19 protein-coding genes and 2 tRNA genes are annotated in these 18,629 nt (G+C 73.0%); 10 read left to right on the forward strand and 11 right to left on the reverse strand.

The genetic code is table 11. The features are described 5' to 3' along the window. Nucleotides 1-50: 50 nt before the first annotated feature. Entirely contained in the window at nucleotides 51-377 is a 327-nt protein-coding gene (locus BM076_RS04855) for an SSI family serine proteinase inhibitor (protein WP_093712065.1), read from the reverse strand. Beyond that, nucleotides 331-573, reverse strand: coding sequence for a hypothetical protein (locus tag BM076_RS36460; protein WP_177246323.1), 243 nt, complete (start codon nucleotides 571-573; stop codon nucleotides 331-333). The genes BM076_RS04855 and BM076_RS36460 overlap by 47 nt, the downstream gene beginning before the upstream one ends. A gap of 202 nt (nucleotides 574-775) precedes the next feature. Between BM076_RS36460 and BM076_RS04860 the strand changes: the two genes are divergently transcribed. Then, a tRNA-Ser gene (locus BM076_RS04860) sits at nucleotides 776-869 on the forward strand. Nucleotides 870-1,020: 151 nt separating this feature from the next. After that, a tRNA-Arg gene (locus BM076_RS04865) sits at nucleotides 1,021-1,093 on the forward strand. Between the two features lie 74 nt (nucleotides 1,094-1,167). On the opposite strand, the gene BM076_RS04870 is transcribed toward BM076_RS04865, so the two are convergent. Together BM076_RS04870 and BM076_RS04875 are read right to left on the reverse strand one after the other, a co-directional pair. Then, entirely contained in the window at nucleotides 1,168-1,434 is a 267-nt protein-coding gene (locus BM076_RS04870; RefSeq protein WP_093712066.1) for a hypothetical protein, read from the reverse strand. 619 nt (nucleotides 1,435-2,053) lie between these two features. Then, nucleotides 2,054-2,656, reverse strand: a complete 603-nt coding sequence (locus BM076_RS04875; RefSeq protein ID WP_407640624.1) for a CatB-related O-acetyltransferase — start codon at nucleotides 2,654-2,656, stop codon at nucleotides 2,054-2,056. A gap of 255 nt (nucleotides 2,657-2,911) precedes the next feature. Between BM076_RS04875 and BM076_RS04880 the strand changes: the two genes are divergently transcribed. Continuing rightward, on the forward strand, nucleotides 2,912-3,583 hold the full coding sequence (locus BM076_RS04880; protein ID WP_093712068.1) for a Type 1 glutamine amidotransferase-like domain-containing protein: 672 nt from the start codon (nucleotides 2,912-2,914) through the stop codon (nucleotides 3,581-3,583). Between the two features lie 33 nt (nucleotides 3,584-3,616). Here BM076_RS04880 and BM076_RS04885 read toward each other — a convergent pair whose 3' ends face one another. Beyond that, nucleotides 3,617-4,483 carry an alpha/beta fold hydrolase gene (locus BM076_RS04885; RefSeq protein WP_093712069.1) on the reverse strand — a complete coding sequence of 289 codons (867 nt, stop codon included), beginning with the start codon at nucleotides 4,481-4,483 and terminating at the stop codon, nucleotides 3,617-3,619. 79 nt (nucleotides 4,484-4,562) lie between these two features. Here BM076_RS04885 and BM076_RS04890 point away from each other — a divergent pair, with 79 nt between their 5' ends. After that, nucleotides 4,563-5,585: a helix-turn-helix domain-containing protein gene (locus BM076_RS04890; protein ID WP_093712070.1), complete on the forward strand. Its 1,023-nt coding sequence runs from the start codon at nucleotides 4,563-4,565 to the stop codon at nucleotides 5,583-5,585. A 3-nt stretch (nucleotides 5,586-5,588) separates the two neighbouring features. On the opposite strand, the gene BM076_RS04895 is transcribed toward BM076_RS04890, so the two are convergent. The 3 genes from BM076_RS04895 to BM076_RS04905 form a co-directional block, all read right to left on the reverse strand. Continuing rightward, complete coding sequence (locus BM076_RS04895; RefSeq protein ID WP_093712071.1) at nucleotides 5,589-6,785, reverse strand: RNA polymerase sigma factor; 1,197 nt, start codon at nucleotides 6,783-6,785, stop codon at nucleotides 5,589-5,591. Further along, nucleotides 6,782-7,189, reverse strand: coding sequence for a YciI family protein (locus BM076_RS04900; protein ID WP_093712072.1), 408 nt, complete (start codon nucleotides 7,187-7,189; stop codon nucleotides 6,782-6,784). Before BM076_RS04900 ends, BM076_RS04895 begins: the two co-directional genes overlap by 4 nt. A 108-nt stretch (nucleotides 7,190-7,297) precedes the next feature. Then, entirely contained in the window at nucleotides 7,298-7,816 is a 519-nt protein-coding gene (locus BM076_RS04905; RefSeq protein ID WP_093712246.1) for a pyridoxamine 5'-phosphate oxidase family protein, read from the reverse strand. Nucleotides 7,817-7,941: 125 nt separating this feature from the next. Between BM076_RS04905 and BM076_RS04910 the strand changes: the two genes are divergently transcribed. Further along, nucleotides 7,942-8,709: a class I SAM-dependent methyltransferase gene (locus BM076_RS04910; protein WP_093712247.1), complete on the forward strand. Its 768-nt coding sequence runs from the start codon at nucleotides 7,942-7,944 to the stop codon at nucleotides 8,707-8,709. A 39-nt stretch (nucleotides 8,710-8,748) separates the two neighbouring features. Here BM076_RS04910 and BM076_RS04915 read toward each other — a convergent pair whose 3' ends face one another. After that, the gene (locus BM076_RS04915; protein ID WP_093712248.1) at nucleotides 8,749-9,438 is read right to left on the reverse strand and encodes an NPP1 family protein; all 690 of its coding nucleotides are present in this window, start codon (nucleotides 9,436-9,438) and stop codon (nucleotides 8,749-8,751) included. Nucleotides 9,439-9,838: 400 nt separating this feature from the next. Here BM076_RS04915 and BM076_RS04920 point away from each other — a divergent pair, with 400 nt between their 5' ends. Continuing rightward, a complete protein-coding gene (locus tag BM076_RS04920; protein WP_177246324.1) occupies nucleotides 9,839-10,330 on the forward strand; it encodes a cytidine deaminase family protein in 492 nt (163 codons plus the stop codon). Between the two features lie 80 nt (nucleotides 10,331-10,410). Here the strand turns inward: BM076_RS04920 and BM076_RS04925 are convergent, their stop codons facing one another. Then, nucleotides 10,411-11,355, reverse strand: coding sequence for an MEDS domain-containing protein (locus tag BM076_RS04925; protein ID WP_093712073.1), 945 nt, complete (start codon nucleotides 11,353-11,355; stop codon nucleotides 10,411-10,413). A 218-nt stretch (nucleotides 11,356-11,573) separates the two neighbouring features. On the opposite strand from BM076_RS04925, the gene BM076_RS04930 reads away from it, so the two are divergent. Genes BM076_RS04930 through BM076_RS04945 form a run of 4 tightly spaced genes read left to right on the forward strand, consistent with a single transcriptional unit; the run spans nucleotide 11,574 to nucleotide 17,784 of the window. Beyond that, nucleotides 11,574-12,383 carry a response regulator transcription factor gene (locus BM076_RS04930; RefSeq protein WP_093712074.1) on the forward strand — a complete coding sequence of 270 codons (810 nt, stop codon included), beginning with the start codon at nucleotides 11,574-11,576 and terminating at the stop codon, nucleotides 12,381-12,383. 19 nt (nucleotides 12,384-12,402) lie between these two features. Beyond that, nucleotides 12,403-14,088: a sensor histidine kinase gene (locus BM076_RS04935; protein ID WP_093712075.1), complete on the forward strand. Its 1,686-nt coding sequence runs from the start codon at nucleotides 12,403-12,405 to the stop codon at nucleotides 14,086-14,088. Between the two features lie 25 nt (nucleotides 14,089-14,113). Then, complete coding sequence (locus tag BM076_RS04940; RefSeq protein WP_093712076.1) at nucleotides 14,114-15,541, forward strand: bifunctional glycosyltransferase family 2/GtrA family protein; 1,428 nt, start codon at nucleotides 14,114-14,116, stop codon at nucleotides 15,539-15,541. After that, the gene (locus BM076_RS04945; RefSeq protein ID WP_093712077.1) at nucleotides 15,538-17,784 is read left to right on the forward strand and encodes an ArnT family glycosyltransferase; all 2,247 of its coding nucleotides are present in this window, start codon (nucleotides 15,538-15,540) and stop codon (nucleotides 17,782-17,784) included. Before BM076_RS04940 ends, BM076_RS04945 begins: the two co-directional genes overlap by 4 nt. A 196-nt stretch (nucleotides 17,785-17,980) precedes the next feature. Here BM076_RS04945 and BM076_RS04950 read toward each other — a convergent pair whose 3' ends face one another. Then, entirely contained in the window at nucleotides 17,981-18,442 is a 462-nt protein-coding gene (locus BM076_RS04950; RefSeq protein ID WP_093712078.1) for a PPOX class F420-dependent oxidoreductase, read from the reverse strand. Nucleotides 18,443-18,629: the final 187 nt, after the last annotated feature.

An 18,629-nucleotide genomic window follows, 5' to 3' on the forward strand; every position in this document is an offset into this window, starting at 1 on the left:
TCACTGGCGTACGCCCGCGACGCGTGTGCGGGGCGTTTTCGCCGCCCGGGTCAGCGGACGGGGCGGACGGCCGTCGCCGGTCCCGCGGTGCCGGGGCCGGCCGCGCCGGTCGCCCCCGTCGTGGTGTTCGCCCTGTTCACGGCGGGGAGCACCGGGATCATCCGGTCCCAGCGGGCCATTTCGCAGCCGTTGGTGCGCCGGTAGTCCTCGTTCACCAGCCGGCCGCGCCACCGGCCGGTGACGTGCGCCGTCTGCGGGCCGCCGTAGATCATCGAGCACATCTGCCCCGCGGGCACCGCACCGGCCGGTCCCCCGATCTCCACGAGACGCTCACACGCGGGGTCGCCGTCCGGGGCCTGCTCCGGACCGCACTCCACGGTGTACGTGCGGGGGCGCCGTCGCGCCCTGCGGGCCGTCCGCGGCGTACGTCACGGTCAGGCGGCTCTCCATCAGCCGCTCGACGGGTGTCGGGCGCGGCACTCCCATGGCGCCGGCGCCGCCCGTACCCGCGGCGAGGGCCGCGGCGGCGGTGAGCAGGACGAGGGCGGCGCGGCCTTTCGGGGTCTTTCGCATGCCCCCTTCCCTACCGGCGCGGCGCCGTCCGCCACCGGCAACCCACTCCATCGTGGGCGCGTCGCCGCCCCCGGGCCCGGGCGCGCCCCCCTTACCCCTTTGCCCTGCCCACCGGCGGCCTTGTACCGTAGTCTGCGATTGGTCGCGGCCCGCACGGCTGTGTCATCATCTGCACACGCGCCCGCTCACGCGGGTATGCACTGGAGGCGTCGCCTAGTCCGGTCTATGGCGCCGCACTGCTAATGCGGTTTGGGTCTTACCGCCCATCGAGGGTTCAAATCCCTCCGCCTCCGCCACCACCCCAGGGAGCCCATGCCGACAGGCATGGGCTCCCTGCGTCGTTTCCCCAGGTCACACGGCCTCCCCCTTATGGATTTCACCTCCCGCCGCACCTCATGTAATGTTGTTCCCGCAACGCCGACCGGCCCAAAACCCCGCGACGCGCTCGCACTCGTAGCTCAACGGATAGAGCATCTGACTACGGATCAGAAGGTTGCAGGTTCGAATCCTGCCGAGTGCACATCCTGCAAAGGCCCCCAGATCTTCCGGGGGCCTTTCGCGTGTTCGCGTGTCTGTGTCCGTATGGCGTGGGGGTCAGCCGCGGCGGGTGAGGACGAAGCGGGTGATCAGGGCCAGGAGGACGCCGGCGACGATGAGGTAGAGGCCGAGGCGGTCCTCGGGGACGTTGGGGGTCCATATGCGCCAGTCGGACGACGAGTAGGTGTCGGCGGCCAGGTAGTCGCTGTAGACCTTGTGGGTTTTGGTGTTGCGGTCCCTTGCCCACAGCAGGGCGCCCAGGGCGACGCTCGTCGCGGACACCGAGTACAGGGCGACGGCGAAGCGCGGGGTGGTGCCGGCCACGGGGTCTCCTCACGTTGACGGTTCTGTGTTGACGGTACAAGTTGTTGGCCCCTGGGCGCTGTTGAGGCGGGCGCGGGTGGGCCGGGGCGGGGCGCGAAATCGGTGGAGGCGGGGCGGGGGGCCGGGTTAGCGTGCTGGTGACCGGGCTTTCCGGGGAGGGTCCGAGGGAGAAGGAGACAGGCCGTTGCACCGCAAGTGAGGTCATCCGGGCGCTGATTGGTTGCGCGTGCGTGCCGTGGACGGCGTGCCGCGCTGTTTTTCGCTGCGGTTTTCTCACGGGAGACGGTGTTCGTCTGTGTCCAGGAACTGGGTGGTCGCGGTCGCGTGGCCGCCGGTCGTCCGTTGTCAGCAGTGCGGTGGCCTTCCCACCGGCTTTCTCCACGGCCTTCCCCATGGCTTCCCCGCGCGCAAGGCGCGCCGGGTGCGCGTCGACCGGCCCGCGTGGCAGTCGCCGTACGGTCCGCCGTCCGCGCGCCGGGCGGGCCGGGGACGCTGGGCGCCCGTGCCGGGGGTGACCGGCGCCCGCGCCGTCGTCCGGCGCGGGTTCCTGTGCGGGAGGTGCGAGAGCTGACGGGGCCGTCGGCCCGGGGATGCCCCGGGCCGGCGGGCCCCCGCGGCCTCAGCGCGGCGCCGCCGCCTCCAGGTCGGCGACGCTGCCCGACATGATCGTCCGGATGTGCGCGGTGAGGTGCTCGGCGGGCCAGTCCCACCAGGCCACCGCCAGCAGTCGGGCGACGTCCTCCTCGTCGTAACGAGTCCTGAGCAGGCGGGCCGGATTGCCGCCGACGACGCCGTAGTCGGGTACGTCGGCGGTCACCAGGGCGCCGGCGCCGATGATCGCGCCGTGCCCGATACGGACGCCGGGCAGCACAGTGGCGCCGTGCCCGAACCACACGTCGTTGCCGACGACGGTGTCGCCGCGCGAGGGCAGGCCGGTGAGCAGGTCGAAGTGCGCGGACCAGGAGCCGCCCATGGTGGGGAACGGGAAGGTGGACGGGCCGTCCATACGGTGGTTGGCGCCGTTCATGACGAAGCGGGTGCCCGTGCCCAGCGCGCAGAATTTGCCGATGACCAGCTTCTCCGGGCCGTAGTGGTAGAGCACATTGCGCGTCTCGAACGCGGTCGGGTCGTCGGGGTCGTCGTAGTACGAGAACTCCCCGACCTCGATCAGCGGCGACGTCACCAGCGGCTTGAGCAGTACGACGCGCGGCTGGTCGGGCATCGGACGGAGGACCGTCGGGTCGGCGGGCACGGGGGCGGGCGCGGGTACGGGCACGGCGGTGGTCCTCGTCGGTCGGGGGCGCGAACCGTCCATGATCGCGGGGCGGCGCGGATCGGGACACCGGTTTACCTCCGGCGGCGACCGGGTGACCGGACGTCCGCGTCGTGGTCGTTGTCAGTGCCGGGCCGTAGCTTCGGCGGACAGGGCCCCGCCTGCCGGGGCGCGCACGACCGGACAGGACGGGACGGGTACGCGATGAAGCTGCTTCTCACCTCCGCGGGGGTCAAGAATCCGAGCATCCGGGCCGCGCTGGAGGATCTGCTGGGCAAACCCGTCGCCGAGTCGACCGCGCTGTGCGTGCCGACCGCGGCGTACGCCATGCGCGGCGGGGCTGCGACGGCGTGGCGCCAGATCACCGGGCGGGCCAGTACCCCCATGTGCGAGCTGGAGTGGAAATCGCTCGGTGTGCTGGAACTGACGGCGCTGCCGAGCGCCGGCGAGGAGGTGTGGCGGCCCGCGGTCGAGGAGGCCGACGCGCTGCTGGTCGGCGGGGGCGATCCGCTCTATCTGGCGTACTGGATGAAGCGGTCGGGACTGGCGGATCTCCTGCCGTCGCTGAGCGCCGGCACCGTCTACCTGGGGGTGAGCGCCGGCAGCATGGTGATGGCGCCGCGCATCGGCGAGGATTTCGTGGAGTGGCGGCCGTCCCCGGACGCGGACGACGGCACGCTCGGCGTCGTCGACTTCGCGCTCTTCCCGCACCTGGACCACGAGATGCTGCCGGAGAACACGATGGCCGACGCGGAGAAGTGGGCGGCCCGGCTGGCGGCGCCGGCGTACGCCATCGACGACGAGACCGCCGTGACGGTGGTGGACGGCCGGGTCGAGGTCGTCTCCGAGGGGCACTGGCGGCAGTTCACCCCCTGAGCCCCGACGGCCCGACCGGCCCGGACGCCGGGTTCAGACCCGGGCGGTCGTGAAGGCCAGGAGCACGGCCGCGGTGCGGTGCGGGTCCTCGATCGGCGGGGTGTGCCCGGTGCGCGGGAGATAGGTGACGGTCGCGGACGGGACGGCGCTGTACGCGGCGGCGGAGGAGGGGCGCCAACGGCGGTCCTGGGCACCGAAGACGACGTGCAGCGGTGTGCCGAGGGGGATGAGGCGGTCCGGGAGCGGGCGCTCGGCCAGATACGCGGTCGACGCCCGCATCGCCGTGGCGACGGCCGGGAAATCCGCGGTGCGCAGCTCGTCGATGAGGCGCTGCGGTATCGCGAACCCGGTACGGAAGGCGCTGCTCGCGAAGTGCCGGAGCACGTCGTCGCCGGGCGGCCACGCGGCCGGATCGAGCCCTGCGGTCTCCGGGCCCGTGAAGGCGTCCAGGCTCGGGCCGGTGTTCACCAGAACGAGCGCGCCCACCAGGGCCGGGCGTTCCTCCGCGAGGGCGGTGGCCACATAGCCGCCGCTGCTGTGGCCGACCACGGTGACGCGTCCGACGCCGAGCCGGTCCAGGGCCGCACCGACCCTGCGGGCCTGCTCGGGCACCGAGTAGTCGCCGTCCGCCGGCGCCGCGGAACCGCCGTGGCCCGGCAGGTCCACGCGGACGACCCGGTGGCATCCGGTCAGCAGCGGCACCATCGCGTCCCACACCCCGAGCGAGGACGCCGAGCCGTGGATCAGCAGCAGCGGCGGCGCGTCCCGCGGGCCGTCCTGGCGTACGCGCAGGCCGCCGCCCGGCAGCGGCAGGACAGTGTCGTCGGGCGTACGGTCGGCGGCTTCCGCGGCGCCGGCATGGGTGTCGGTGTCGGTGTCGTGCTCGTCTCGTGGCGTCATACGGCCACTGTCGGGGGCGGCCGGCTTCCGTGGCTTGGACGAATGTTCCGCGCGCGCCGCCGCGCGTAGCATTTCGGGCATGCGCTCCACCGCTGGTGCAGAGGTCGCCCCGGCCGGGCGCCCGGCCGCGTGGGAGGTCGTACGGCCGCGGCGGCCCGGGCCGGTGGCCGGTGTGGACATGACCGGCTTCCGGGTGCCCGGCGGTCTCGGCGGCGGACCGGCCGACAAACGGGTGGACACCGCTTCCGACGGGCTCCTCGGCGGGCTCGCGGGCGGGCTCCGGGCGGTGCCGCATCCGGCCGTGACGCTGCTGCTCACCTTCGGCGACAGTCTTCCCGTCGTGGACGACGGGACCGGTCCACGGCGGTACGGCAGCCTGGTCGCCGGGCCCGGGTTCGGCGCCGGGGGCGCGGTCCGGGCGTGGGGCGCGGACCTGGCGTGCGTCCAGATCCGGCTGTCCCCGCTGGTCGCCCGTGCCGTGCTGGGCGTCTCCCCGGCCGAACTGGGCGGCGCGATGGTGACCCTGGACGAGGTGTGGGGTCCGGCGGCGGCCCGGGTGCGCGAACGGCTGGGCGCGGCCACGACCTGGGAGGACCGCTTCGCGGTCGTCGACGCGGTGCTCGCCGCCGGGACGGACACCCGGACAGACGCCTGGAAAGGCGCCCCGACCGACGCGCGGACGGCCGCCCTTGCCGATGCCCGGACGGCCGCCCGGTCGGCCCCGCGCGGCGTCGATCCGGAAGTCGCCCGCGCCTGGCACCGTATCCGGACCGCCCGCGGCCTGGTCCGGGTCGACGGTCTGGCGGCCGAGGTCGGCTGGAGCCGCAAGCGGCTGTGGTCCCGCTTCCAGGACCAGCTCGGGGTGGCGCCGAAACGCGCCGCGCGGCTGGTCCGCTTCGATCACGCCGTGCACCGGCTCGTCGCGGGCGACGGCCCCGCGCGTGTCGCCGCCGAGACGGGCTACGCAGATCAGTCGCACCTGCACCGCGAGGTGATGACCTTCACCGGCCTGACGCCGGCCGCTGCCGCGGCCGAACCCTTCCTGACGATCGACGACGTCGCGTGGCCGCGCCGGCCGCTTCCGCTCCGGTCGTCACGGTGACCGTCAACTCCCTTCCTTGAGCCGGGCATTGAGCCGCGCCGCCTGCCGCGTCAGATGGTCGCGTTCCGCCAGGTGCGTGGCTTTGCGGGCTGCCTCCGCGTACAGCCGGGCCGCCGTCGCCGTATCGCCGTCGCGTTCGTGCAGATACGCGGAGACGGCCGCGTACCGGGGCAGGCCGGTGTCGTCGAGGGCGGCCAGGGCGGCGAGTCCGGCGCGCGGGCCGTCCGCCTCGCCGACGGCGACGGCCCGGTTGAGCCGTACGACCGGGCTGTCCGTCAGCCGGGTCAGCTCGTCGTACCACTCCACGATCTGCACCCAGTCCGTCTCGTCGGCGGTGGGCGCGTCGGCGTGCAGGGCCGCGATGGCCGCCTGGGCCTGGAACTCGCCCAACTCGTCGCGGGCCAGGGCGGCCTGGAGGATGCCGACGCCCTCCGCGATCATCGTGGTGTCCCACAGGCTCCGGTCCTGTTCGGCGAGCGGCACGATGGCGCCGTCGGCGGAGGTCCGGCCCGCGCGGCGGGCGTGGTGCAGCAGCATCAGGGCGAGCAGACCGGCGACCTCGGGGTGGTCGACGGCGGCGGCGAGCTGCCGGGTGAGGCGGATCGCCTCGGCCGCGAGGTCGATGTCGCCGGAGTAGCCCTCGTTGAAGACGAGGTAGAGGACGCGCAGCACCGTGGCGACGTCGCCGGGCCGGTCGAACCGTATGCCGGAGACCGTCTTCTTGGCGCGGCTGATGCGCTGGGCCATCGTCGCCTCGGGCACGAGGTAGGCCGCCGCGATCTGACGGGTGGTCAGGCCGCCGACCGCGCGCAGCGTCAGCGCGACCGCCGACGACGGCGTCAACGACGGGTGCGCGCACAGGAAGTAGAGCTGGAGCGTGTCGTCCACGCCGGGCGCGGGGCCGGCCTCCGGCTGCTCCTCGACCAGCTCCTCCCGCCGCCGGCGGGCCGCCTCGGAGCGTGCCGCGTCCAGGAATTTGCGCCAGGCGACGGTGATCAGCCACGCCTTCGGATCGCGCGGCGGGTCCTTCGGCCAGGCGCGGACGGCCTCCACGAGCGCGTCCTGCACCGCGTCCTCGGCCGCCGCGAAGTCCGCGCCGCGGCGGACGAGGACGGCCAGGACGGCCGGGGTGAGGGTGCGCAGCACCAGCTCGTCGCCGGCCGGGAGCGGAGACGGGGGCGGGGTCGGAGGCGGCGTCATTCCGTGATCAGGAGCGACTTGCCCAGGAACGGGCGCAGCTCCAGCCATTCGTGGATCGGCCGTCCGCCCGCGCCCGGGGCGGCCGACAGTTCCGCGGCCAGTTCGAGGGCGCGCTCGTAGGTGTCGACGTCGATGATCATCCAGCCGGCGATCAGGTCCTTGGTCTCGGCGAAGGGGCCGTCGGTGACCGGCGGCCGGCCCTCGCCGTCGTACCGCACGAAGGTCCCCTCCGGGGTCAGCGCCTCCTCGCCGACGAACTCACCCGTCTTCACCAGCCTGTTCGCGAAGTCCCGCATGTACTGCATGTGTGCCGAGATCTCCTCCGGCGTCCACTCCTCCATGGGGACGTCGTTGACCGCGGCCGGGGCGCCCCGGTAGTGCTTCAGCAGCAGGTACTTGGCCATGAGTGTTCATCTCCTCTGTTCCTCTGTCGGTTCGCCGGGCAATCGGCTCATGTCGGTCCGCGGCGTCTCCACCCACTCGACCGCACAGCCGTCCTTTTTGTGAGGTCGTCACGCACCCGTTTTCTGCGGCACCCCGCGTTCCCGCTGTTGCTGCCGCCGCACCAGCTCCTCGATCGCCGTCGGCAGCGTCGTCTCGAAGTCGATCAGCTTCACCCATGTCGGTTTCACGACGACCCGCACCATGCCGTCGTACAGCGACCGCACGTTCGTCTCCCACTCGGCGCGCTGCTCGGGGGTCATCTTGTACGTGCCGTTCCACTGCATGTACTCCTCCGGGATGCCGTCCACGACATCCAGCTCCGCGCGGCCGCGCAGGTGCAGCACCTTCGGCGGGTGGTCCTCGGTGTCGACGGTCAGCGCGATCGCCGGGTTGCGGCGCAGGGCGGGCAGCTTACGGGCGTTCTTCGCGGTGCACATGACGATCTCGGTGCCGTTCCAGAAGAAGCCGGTCGGATAGACGCGCGGCGTCCCGTCCGGCGCCACCAGGGCGACGCGGGCCAGGTCGCGGGCGAGCAGTTCCCTGCTCAGGGGCAGGTTCAGGATGTCGTCGATCTCGTTCTGCGGCATGTCCCGCACGGTGGTCTCCTCTGCCGGTCGGCGGTACCCCTTCGGTACCCGTGCCCCTGGGACGGAGCCGCCTCCGGGATTTCGACACGGCGGGAGTGTCCGACCGTACGGCTACGGTCGGCGGCATGGTCGAACTCGATGCCACTCGTGCTTTCCGTGCCACCCGGGACGGCTACGACGCCGCTGCGGCCGTGTACGCCGAGCGGTTCCGCGACTCGCTGCGGGACCGGCCGTTGGACCGGGCGATACTGGGCGTTTTCGCGGAGGCCGTGGGTGCGGCCGGCGCCGACGGTGAAGGTGGATCCGGAGCCGGACCGGGACGCGAACCCGGAGCCGAACCGGGACCCGGAGCCGAACCCGCATCCGAGGGGGGACGCCTGGTCGCGGACGTGGGATGCGGTCCCGGCCATGTCACCGCCCATCTCCACGGGCTCGGCGTCGGTGCCTTCGGGGTCGACGCCTCCCCCGCGATGATCGGCCTCGCGCGGCAGGCGTACCCCGGTCTGCGGTTCGAGGTGGGCACGATGGAGGCGCTGGCCGTCCCCGACGGGTCGCTCGCGGGCGTCGTCGCCCGCTGGTCGGTCATCCACACCCCGCCGGCCGGAGTCCCGCCCGTCCTGGCGGAGTTCCACCGTGTCCTCGCTCCCGGCGGCCACCTCCTGATCGGCTTCTCGGCCACCGACGGCCCCGGCCACCTCACCCAGGTCTTCGACCACACGGTCGCCCCCGCGCACCGCTGGTGGCCCGACCACCTCGCCGCTCTCCTCCGCGACGCCGGCCTCACCGAGACCGCCCGCCTGATCCGTGAGCCCGAGCCGGAGGACCGCCGCCAGTTCAAGGAGGTCCAACTGCTCGCCCGCAAAGGCGCGGGCCCCACCGGCGGCCCGTCGTAGGAAACGCGGGAAACCGTAGGAAATGGAGGACCCGCGGGCTCAGGCGTTCGGGTCGAACGGGATGCCGGACGGCTTGGAATTGGCCAGGGCCGAGGCGAAGTTGGGGTCGTTGATCTTGATGGTGGCCGCGCCGAAGTCCGCGGTCATCAGCTTGTCGCGGAAGCCGGCCGGGTAGCCCTCCCAGCCGACGAGGCGGGGGTAGAACCAGCCGCCGGTCACGTTCTCCGGGGGGTCGTCGTTGGAGTTGGCGAAGCGGAAGTCGTGGGTGGAGACGCCGTCCTTGTGGTAGACGATCTTGGGGTGGGTGCCGTCGAAGCGGATGGCCGGGGCGGCGGCGATCTGGTAGCCGGTGTGCTGCGAGACCGAGACGTACTGGACCTGGTTGCCGCTGATCCACACCACGACGTGCTCCCAGTCGTGGGTGTGGCCGATCGCGGCCGGGCCGAGGGTGGCCTGGTCCTTCTCGAAGTAGCTGGCGTAGACGACGGCGCACCAGCCGTTGTTGCACTTCTCGCGCGAGTACGTGTTGGCGTTGGCGAGCTGGGCGTAGTCGTGGCAGTGGCCGTTGACGTCGCCGCCGAGCTTCAGGCCCGGGTTGATCGTGCCGTCGGCGCCGATCGCGGCGGTCGCGTAGCAGCCGTCGCCGTCGTAGTCGTACGCCGGGGAGAAGGACTGCTCCAGGCCGTCGGCGTTCTGCGGCAGGAGGGTGAGGACGTTCGCGCTCGCCATCGACGGCAGGGCCAGGACGAGGGCGGCGGCGCCGAGGCCGCTCGCGAGGGCGGACCGTACGTGGGTGCGGCCGCGCTTCGTGTGCCGGTCGGCGCGGGAAGGGGACAGCGTGCTGCGCACACCAACTCCTCAGGAATCGTGGGGAATCGTGGGGGGATGACGGGGCGGTTACTGCCGGCGCGCGCTCAAATTAGCCCGGGGCCGGAAGGCGGGCAAGAAGCCCCGGGAAGGCTTTCGGGCCGTGCCGGAATAAACCCCGGCCGTGTCAACGTAGGCCGATGACCTCGTGAATTCCTGCGGGAGAAGTGTGTCGGGGCGGCGAATACGGCGTGGCCGGCGCAGCGGCCGGCGCTGCCGGAACGTCCGGAAGGCAGCGGCGGATTCGTCCTAGCATCGGCCCATGCGCATTCCCGGCCGAGAACTGACCCCCGCCGACCATGAGTTGATCGAGCACGCCCGCGTCATCGTCGACGCCAACACCGACGGCGAGGACGGTGCCCATACGATGGGCGCCGCCGTACGCGGCGCCGACGGGCGGATGTTCGGCGGCATCAACCTCTACCACTTCACCGGTGGCCCCTGCGCCGAACTCGTCGCCCTCGGCCACGCCCGGGCCTCCGGCGCCCGCGAACTCACCACTATTGTCGCGGTCGGCAACTTCGGCCGCGGCCCGGTCGGCCCCTGTGGCCGCGACCGGCAGATCCTCTTCGACTACCACCCCGCGATCCGCGTCATCCTCCCCACTCCCGACGGCCTCCGCAGCGTCCGCATCCAGGACCTGATGCCGCTGGCCGCCGTCTGGACCCTGGAAGAGGGCACCCAGCCCTTCGACCCCGCCCTCTTCACCCCGGAACCGCCGGCCCCGGAACCGCCGGCCGATCCGGACGCCTGACGCGCGCCCCGGCCCAACCTCCGCACACCGCAGGCCGGTTCGGAGCCGGCTGCGCGACGCCGGCTGTCCGAGGGGTCCGGTCAGCGCGGGGCTGTCACCTCGATGGTCAGGTGGTCCAGGGCCGCCGGGTCGCAGATGTGGAGGATGCGGTGCTGGGCGGGGGTGCAGTGGAGGGTGAGGGGTGGGGGGAGGCGGAGGAGGGCGGCGGCGCAGTGGGCGTCGAGGAAGGACAGGGGGGTGAGGTCGAGGTGGGTGGGCGGGGGGTCGGTGGCGAAGGCGGCGCGCAGGGCGAGGGTGACGTCGGTGCGGGTGGCGAGGTCGGCGGTGCCGACCAGGCGGAGGCGGGGGCCGGCGCGGTCGGCGTGGAAGGCGTCGACGGAGGGGAGGACGGCGAGCGGGTGGGCGGCGGTCATCCGGTCGAGCAGCGGCGCGGGGAAGACGGCGCGGTCGTACTCGCAGATCGCGGTGAAGCCGGTACGGGCGAAGCGCGGCGTCAAGTCGGCCTCGTAGGAGGCGAGTTCGCCGGGGGCCAGGCCGGCCGCCCAGGCCATGTCGGCGGCCACCCGCATACCGGTGAAGCCGCGCCGCCGTGACTCGGCGGACCCGGCGGCGAGCACGGCGGTACGGGCGGCGGGGTCGAAGGCGCCGGTCACCGGGTCGTAGCCGGGGGAGCCCCTGGACAGGGTCAACTGGCCGCTGTGCACGAAGCGTTCGGCGGGCACGCCGTGCGCGGTGAGCCGGTCCAGCGCCTCGGGGGCGGACGTGCCGCGCCCGGTGAAGATCACGACGCGCTCGCCGCGCGCGAATCCCGCGAGGGTGAAGGCGGCACGGACCGCCCACCGGTCGTCATGGCCGCGGAAGCTGAGGCAGGCGTGGTCGCCGGGGCCCATCCGGTCGGCCGCCACCAGTTGGGGCTCGGCCCCGGACCCGGCTCCGTGGGAGGACGACGCCGGCGCCGTACCGCATCCCCCGCCGCATCCGGGGTCGCCGCGGCCACCCCCGCCGCCCGCCGTGCCGCCACCCATGCCCCGAACGTACGCCGCCCGCACCAACCTTCCGGCCCCGCCGCCGCATATCGCCCGCTTGTGACGGAAAGTCGCCGGAAGTGTGCGACACGTGACCGCTTCGATGTCGCTCCCCGCACGCACACGGCAGGTAAAAGGTGTGTATGCCGCACAGATTCTCAGACTTTTCACAGAATCGGGCAAGGCTCCTCTCATAGCGCGCCCACAGGGTGAGCACCATGCCTTCCACATCGACAAGCACCGTCACAAGCTCCGCGAGCAGCGCCGCCCCCCTCGCGGGCGTCGGCGCCGCCACCACCGCCCCCGCCACCGACCTCGCGCGCCCCGACGGCTCGCCGGTGCGCGTCCTCGTCGTGGACGACGAGGCACCGCTCGCCGACCTGCTGTCGATGGCGCTGCGCTACGAGGGCTGGCAGGTCCGTACCGAGGCCGACGGGGCCGGCGCGCTGCGCGCCGCCCGCGAGACCCGCCCGGACGCCGTCGTCCTCGACGTGATGCTGCCGGACATGGACGGCCTGGAGGTGCTGGCCAGGCTGCGCCGCGACACCCCGGACGTGCCGGTGCTGTTCCTGACCGCGAAGGACGCGGTCGAGGACCGGATCGCCGGGCTGACCGCGGGCGGCGACGACTACGTCACCAAGCCGTTCAGCCTGGAGGAGGTCGTGGCCCGGCTGCGCGGTCTGCTGCGCCGCTCCGGCGCCGCCGCCGTACGCAACGAGTCGCTGCTCGTCGTCGGCGACCTGATCCTCAACGAGGACAGCCACGAGGTCAGCCGCGGCGGTGACAACATCCACCTCACCGCGACCGAGTTCGAGCTGCTGCGCTACCTGATGCGCAATCCGCGCCGCGTGCTGAGCAAGGCGCAGATCCTGGACCGCGTCTGGTCCTACGACTTCGGTGGCCAGGCCAACGTCGTGGAGCTGTACATCAGTTACCTGCGCCGCAAGCTCGACGCGGGCCGCTCCCCGATGATCCACACCCGGCGCGGCGCCGGCTATCTGATCAAGCCCGCGGAGCCCGCCGCCTGACCCCGGGAGATCCCCCCTCATGCCCAGCCGTCCCCGTCCCCGTCCACGCAAGTCCCGGTCCCGCTCGCGGAGCTGGTCCCGGCCCTGGTCGCTGCGCCGTCGCCTGGTCGCGTCCTGCGTCGCGCTGGTCGCCGTCGTGTGCGCGGTGATCGGTGCCGTCACGATATTCGCGCTGCACGACTTCCTGTACGGGCAGCTCGACGGCAAGGTGCGGGACGTGGCGATGCGCGCCGCGGGGCCGCACGCCGACGACCAGGGCGCTGTACCGCCGGCCGCCCGCGCCGGACGGCTGCCGCAGAATCTGCTGGACGACCGCCCGTTCGGCTTCCTGGCCGGCGGCGGCCAGCCCGGCGAGACGGTCGGCGCGATCGTCGGCGCCAACGGCGCGATCACCCAGGCCGCGGTCAGCGCCACGCCCTCGGGCGGCGGCCCGCTGGAGGCGGACTCGCTGACCAGGAGCCAGACGGCCGCCTTCGCCGCCGTCCCGCTGGACGGCAAGGTGCACACGCTCACCGTGCCGGGCCTCGGCACGTACCGCGTCGAGTCGGCGCGGCAGTCCGCGGACGGCACCACCGTCCTGGTGGGCCTGTCGACCTCCGGCGTGCAGGACACCCTCGACACCCTGATGTGGGTGGAGTTCTCGGTCGCCGCGGCCGGTCTGGTCGCCGCGGGCCTGGCGGGCGCCGCGCTGATGCGGATCGCCCTGCAACCGCTGCGCCGGGTCGCCGCCACCGCCACCCGTGTCTCCGAACTCCCTTTGCACAGCGGTGAGGTGGCGCTGCACGAACGCGTTCCCGACTCCGACACCGACCCGCGCACCGAGGTCGGCCAGGTCGGTGCGGCGCTCAACCGCATGCTGGGGCACGTCGGTTCGGCGCTGCACGCGCGCCAGGAGAGCGAGACGCGGGTCAGACAGTTCGTCGCGGACGCCAGCCACGAGCTGCGCACCCCGCTTGCCTCGATCCGCGGCTACGCCGAACTCACCCGCAGGGGAACGGAATCCGTCGGCCCCGACACCCGGCACGCGCTCGGCCGGATCGAGTCCGAGGCCGGGCGGATGACGACGCTGGTGGAGGATCTGCTGCTGCTGGCCCGGCTGGACGCGGGCCGCCCGCTGAGCCTGGCCGAGACCGATCTGTCGCCGCTGGTGGTGGACGCGGTCAGCGACGCCCGCGCGGCCGGCCGCGACCACGTCTGGCGGCTCGACCTGCCGGACGACCCAGCGACCGTCAACGGCGACGCGCAGCGCCTGCACCAGGTGCTGACCAATCTGCTGGCCAACGCACGTACCCACACCCCGCCCGGCACCACCGTCACCGCCCGGGTGACGCGCGAGGGCGCCGACATCCTCCTCCAGGTCGTGGACGACGGCCCGGGCATCCCCGCCGACCTGCAACGCCAGGTCTTCGAACGGTTCGCGCGCGGCGACGCCTCCCGTACGCGTGGCAACGCCTCCCGTACGGGTACGGCGGGGGACGGTCCGGCCGGCCGTACGGGTACGGCGGCGGGCGGCAGTTCGGGCCTGGGCCTGGCCATCGTCCGCTCGGTGGTGACCGCTCACGGCGGCGAGGTGACCGTGGACAGCGTCCCGGGCCGCACCGCCTTCACCGTACGGTTGCGCGCGGCGGTACCTCCCGTGTCCCGGAAGACATCACCTGTCCCGCAGGACTCACAGGTACGGCCCAGGCTCAGCACAAGGTCATGACAGCGCCGCCGTCGAGGCTCACAGCATGCGAACCAACCTCGGCAATCTGCCCGCCCGGCAGCACCTGCCGGCCGTGGCCGCAGCTCCGCAGGACCCGGCAGGACCGGGCCCGTCGAGTCCGCCGGCGCGTCCGGTGCTCGACGTCGTCGTCCCCGTGTACAACGAGGAACGCGACCTGGAGCCCAGCGTCCGCCGCCTGCACGCGCACCTGTCGGACACCTTCCCCTACCCCTTCCGGATCACCGTCGCCGACAACGCCAGTACGGACCTGACGTCCGCGGTGGCGAAGGCGCTGGCCGCCGAACTCCCCGAGGTCGAGTCCTTCCGGCTCGAACGCAAGGGCCGCGGCCTGGCGTTGCGCACGGTGTGGTCCGCGTCCGACGCGCCCGTGCTGGCGTACATGGACGTGGATCTGTCCACCGACCTCAACGCGCTGCTGCCGCTGGTCGCGCCGCTGATCTCCGGTCACTCCGACCTGGCGATCGGCTCGCGGCTGGCCCGCTCCTCGCGCGTGGTGCGCGGCGCGAAAAGGGAGTTCATCTCCCGCGCCTACAACCTGCTCCTGCGCGGCTCGCTCGCCGCGCGCTTCTCCGACGCGCAGTGCGGCTTCAAGGCCATCAGGGGCGATGTCGCGCAGCGGCTGCTGCCGATGGTCGAGGACTCCGGCTGGTTCTTCGACACCGAGATGCTGGTGCTCGCCGAGCGCGCGGGCCTGCGCATCCACGAAGTGCCGGTCGACTGGGTCGACGACCCGGACAGCAGCGTCGACATCGTCCGTACCGCCGCCGACGACCTGCGCGGGGTGTGGCGGGTCGGACGCGCCCTGGCCACCGGGCAGTTGGCGCTCGACCGGCTGCGGCGGCCCTTCGGCGACGACCCGCGCGACCGCGAACTGCCCGGCGTCCCCGCGGGACTGGCCCGCCAGCTCGTCGGCTTCTGCGTCGTCGGCGCGCTCAGCACCCTGGTCTACCTGGCGCTCTTCTCGCTCTTCCGGCTCGGCACCGGCTCCCAAGTGGCCAACGCCCTGGCCCTGTTGGTGTCCGCGCTCGGCAACACCGCCGCCAACCGGCGGCTCACCTTCGGCGTACGCGGCCGGGACCGGGCCGTACGCCACCAGGCGCAGGGGCTGGTCGTCTTCGCCATCGGCCTCGCGCTCACCAGCGGTTCGCTGGCCGCGCTGCACGCGGCGTCGGCCCGGCCGGACCACAGCAGTGAACTGGCCGTGCTGATCGCGGCGAATCTCGCCGCGACGGTGCTGCGCTTCCTGCTCTTCCGGGCCTGGGTCTTCCCGGACCCGGAACCCGTATCGGACCCGGACCCGAATCCGGACCCGAATCCGAACACGTACGCGAATCCTGACCTCCGTCCGGCCCCGGCTCCGGCCACGTACGACGTCGGCATCGACCGGAGCCACGGCCTCGACCCCCACGACGACTTGAGGAGGGCGCGATGAGCGCGCCGGGCAACACCACAGTGGACACGGACGTGTTCGGCCAGCCGGTCGTGCCGCGCGACGAACCCGAACGCGGAAAACGGGCGCGGGCACGGGACTTCGGGCGGCGCGCCTGGCGCGGCCGGGCCGAGGACGCGGCCTGGGTGCGCCCGGCCTTCCTCGCCCTGCTGCTCGGCACCCTCGTCCTCTACCTGTGGAATCTGAACTCCGCCGGATACGCCAACTCCTTCTACTCCGCGGCCGTCCAGGCCGGCAGCGAGAGCTGGAAGGCGTTCTTCTTCGGCTCCTCCGACGCCGCGAACTCCATCACCGTCGACAAGCCGCCGGCCGCGCTGTGGCCGATGGCGCTGTCGGTCCGGCTGTTCGGCCTCGGCTCCTGGCAGATCCTGGTGCCCGAGGCGCTGATGGGCGTCGCGACGGTCGGGGTGCTCTACGCGGCCGTACGCCGCAGGTTCAGCGCGGGCGCGGGCCTGCTCGCGGGCGCGGTGCTCGCGCTCACCCCGGTCGCGGCGCTGATGTTCCGCTTCAACAACCCCGACGCGCTGCTGGCGCTGCTCATGGTCGTCGCCGTCTACGGGGTGCTGCGCGCGCTGGAGGACGCGCGGACGAAGTGGCTGCTCCTCGCGGGCGTGGCCTTCGGCTTCGCCTTCCTCACCAAGACCCTCCAAGCGTGGCTGATCGTGCCGCCGCTCGCGCTCGTCTACGCGATGTGCGCGCCGACGACGCTGCGCCGCCGCATCCTCCAACTCCTGGGCGCGGGGGGCGCGATGGTGGTCTCCGGCGGCTGGTGGGTGACGATCGTCGAGCTGTGGCCGAAGTCGTCCCGGCCGTACATCGGCGGCTCGCAGGACAACAGCTTCCTGTCGCTGACCTTCGGCTACAACGGCTTCGGCCGGATCACCGGCAATGAGACCGGCTCGGTCGGAGGCGGTGGCGGCGGGCGCGGGCCCGGCGGTGGCGGGGGCGGCGGCATGTGGGGCGAGACCGGTATCGGCCGGCTCTTCAACTCCGAGATGGGCGGCCAGATTTCATGGCTGCTGCCCGCGGCCTTCGCCCTCCTGGTCGCCGGACTCTGGCTGACCCGGCGCGCCCGGCGCACCGACGCCACCCGGGCGGCGTTCCTGGTGTGGGGCGGCGCGCTGCTGATCACCTTCGCGACCTTCAGCTTCATGTCCGGGATCTTCCACCAGTACTACAACATCGCCCTCGCGCCGTACATCGCGGCGGTCGTCGGCATGGGCGCCGCCCTGCTCTGGGAACGGCGCCGGCACATCGCCGCCGCGGCGACGCTCGCGGCCGTCGTCCTCGGCACGGCCGTCTGGTCCTATGTCCTCCTCGACCGTTCCTCGGACTGGCTTCCCTGGCTGCGCGCGGCCGTCCTCATCGGCGGCTTCGTGGCCGCCGCCGGCCTGATCGCGGGCGCGATGCCGGGCGTACGGATCGCCGCGCGGCTCGGCCTGATCGGCGCGGTCGTCGGTATCGCCGCGGCTCTCGGCGGGCCCGTCGCGTACAGCCTGAACACGGTGAACACCGGGCACTCCGGCTCCATCGTCACGGCAGGCCCCGCCGTCCAGGGCGGCGGCATGGGCGGCTTCCCCGGCGGCGGCCGCGCGCCCGGCGGGACCGGCGGACGCGGCGGCTTCCCCGGCGGCGGGATGCCGCCCGGCATGGGCGGCGGCACCGGCGGTACGGGCACGGGGGGTACGGCCAACGGCGGTACGGGTACCGGCCAGAACGGTCAGCAGCCCACCATGCCGGGTGGCCAGGGCAGCCAGAACGGCCAAGGCGGCCAGGGCGCGCCGAACTTCGGCGGCAACGGAACCGGCACGGGAGACGGCGCCGGTCGCGGCAACGGGGGAGGCGGCGGTATGAGCGGCCTGCTCAACGGCACCCAGGTCTCCGCCGCGATGAAGAAGGCGCTGCTCGCCGACGCGGACACGTACACATGGGTCGCCGCCGCGATCGGCTCGCAGAACCAGGCGAGCTACCAACTCGCCACGGGCAAGCCGGTGATGTCCATCGGCGGCTTCAACGGCAGTGACCCGTCGCCGACGCTCGCCCAGTTCAAGAAGTACGTCTCCGACGGGCGGATCCACTACTTCCTCGGCGGCGGCCAGGGCGGTGGCGGCGGCATGGGCGGCTCCGGCACCGCCTCCGCGATCACCACGTGGGTCGAGGCGAACTTCACCGCCAAGACGGTGGGCGGCACGACCGTCTACGACCTGACGTCGCCCAAGTCCTGATCCTCGGCAAGGGTGCCCGACAAGGGGCGCGGGGAACTGCGCGAGCAACTCACCACCGCGGTGCGGCTTACAGACACGCTTCCAATGGGGCAGACGCTGTCTGTTCCGCGACCACCGGCCGGTGGGGGCTGAGCGCGCAGTTCCCCGCGCCCCTGTCGGGCACCCATTTCCCGCAAGGCGCCCCGCCAGGAGCCGGTCAGGCCAGGCGGGCCGGGAAGCCGCCGGTGGCGATGGGGCCCCAGCGTTCCGGGGTGACGCGGATCAGGGACTTGCCCTGGCGGACCATCGCTTCGCGATACTCCGCCCAGTCGGGGTGCTCGCCGGAGATGTTGCGGAAGTACTCGACGAGGGGCTCGACGGACTCGGGGCTGTCGATGACCTCGGCGGTGCCGTCGACCTGGACCCAGGGCCCGTTCCACTCGTCGGAGAGGATCACGAGCGAGGTCCGCGGGTCGCGGCGGGCGTTGCGGGTCTTGGCCCGCTCGGGGTAGGTGGAGACGACGATGCGCCCGGAGTCGTCGACCCCGCAGGTGAGCGGGGACGCCTGGGGCCGCCCGTCGGCGCGGGTGGTGAGCAGGATCGCCCGGTGCCGGGGCCGGACGAAGTCCAGCAGCTCGTCGAGCGAGACGGTCGTGTTCGTGGCGATGTTGGGAGCCATGCCAGCACCCTACGACCTACGCCGGACCCCGGCCGGAGGCGAAACCTCGGACGGACCCGACCGAAGACAGAATCCCGGCCTGAGGCGGAGTCTCGGCCGAAGACAGAACCCCGGCCGAAGGCAGAACCGGCCGACAACAGAACCTCAGCCGGAGGCGAAACGTCGGGCGGCCGCCGTGCCGTGATCC

Source organism: Actinacidiphila alni, assembly GCF_900112845.1.
Classification (GTDB): domain Bacteria; phylum Actinomycetota; class Actinomycetes; order Streptomycetales; family Streptomycetaceae; genus Actinacidiphila; species Actinacidiphila alni.

Coding starts and splice junctions, on each gene's coding strand:
- BM076_RS36460 (WP_177246323.1), bottom strand. CDS start 573: ATGCGAAAGACCCCGAAAGGCCGCGCCGCCCTCGTCCTGCTCACCGCC.
- BM076_RS04875 (WP_407640624.1), bottom strand. CDS start 2,656: ATGCCCGACCAGCCGCGCGTCGTACTGCTCAAGCCGCTGGTGACGTCG.
- BM076_RS04880 (WP_093712068.1), top strand. CDS start 2,912: ATGAAGCTGCTTCTCACCTCCGCGGGGGTCAAGAATCCGAGCATCCGG.
- BM076_RS04885 (WP_093712069.1), bottom strand. CDS start 4,483: ATGACGCCACGAGACGAGCACGACACCGACACCGACACCCATGCCGGC.
- BM076_RS04890 (WP_093712070.1), top strand. CDS start 4,563: ATGCGCTCCACCGCTGGTGCAGAGGTCGCCCCGGCCGGGCGCCCGGCC.
- BM076_RS04895 (WP_093712071.1), bottom strand. CDS start 6,785: ATGACGCCGCCTCCGACCCCGCCCCCGTCTCCGCTCCCGGCCGGCGAC.
- BM076_RS04900 (WP_093712072.1), bottom strand. CDS start 7,189: ATGGCCAAGTACCTGCTGCTGAAGCACTACCGGGGCGCCCCGGCCGCG.
- BM076_RS04905 (WP_093712246.1), bottom strand. CDS start 7,816: ATGCCGCAGAACGAGATCGACGACATCCTGAACCTGCCCCTGAGCAGG.
- BM076_RS04910 (WP_093712247.1), top strand. CDS start 7,942: ATGGTCGAACTCGATGCCACTCGTGCTTTCCGTGCCACCCGGGACGGC.
- BM076_RS04915 (WP_093712248.1), bottom strand. CDS start 9,438: ATGGCGAGCGCGAACGTCCTCACCCTCCTGCCGCAGAACGCCGACGGC.
- BM076_RS04920 (WP_177246324.1), top strand. CDS start 9,839: ATGCGCATTCCCGGCCGAGAACTGACCCCCGCCGACCATGAGTTGATC.
- BM076_RS04925 (WP_093712073.1), bottom strand. CDS start 11,355: ATGGGTGGCGGCACGGCGGGCGGCGGGGGTGGCCGCGGCGACCCCGGA.
- BM076_RS04930 (WP_093712074.1), top strand. CDS start 11,574: ATGCCTTCCACATCGACAAGCACCGTCACAAGCTCCGCGAGCAGCGCC.
- BM076_RS04935 (WP_093712075.1), top strand. CDS start 12,403: ATGCCCAGCCGTCCCCGTCCCCGTCCACGCAAGTCCCGGTCCCGCTCG.
- BM076_RS04940 (WP_093712076.1), top strand. CDS start 14,114: ATGCGAACCAACCTCGGCAATCTGCCCGCCCGGCAGCACCTGCCGGCC.
- BM076_RS04945 (WP_093712077.1), top strand. CDS start 15,538: ATGAGCGCGCCGGGCAACACCACAGTGGACACGGACGTGTTCGGCCAG.
- BM076_RS04950 (WP_093712078.1), bottom strand. CDS start 18,442: ATGGCTCCCAACATCGCCACGAACACGACCGTCTCGCTCGACGAGCTG.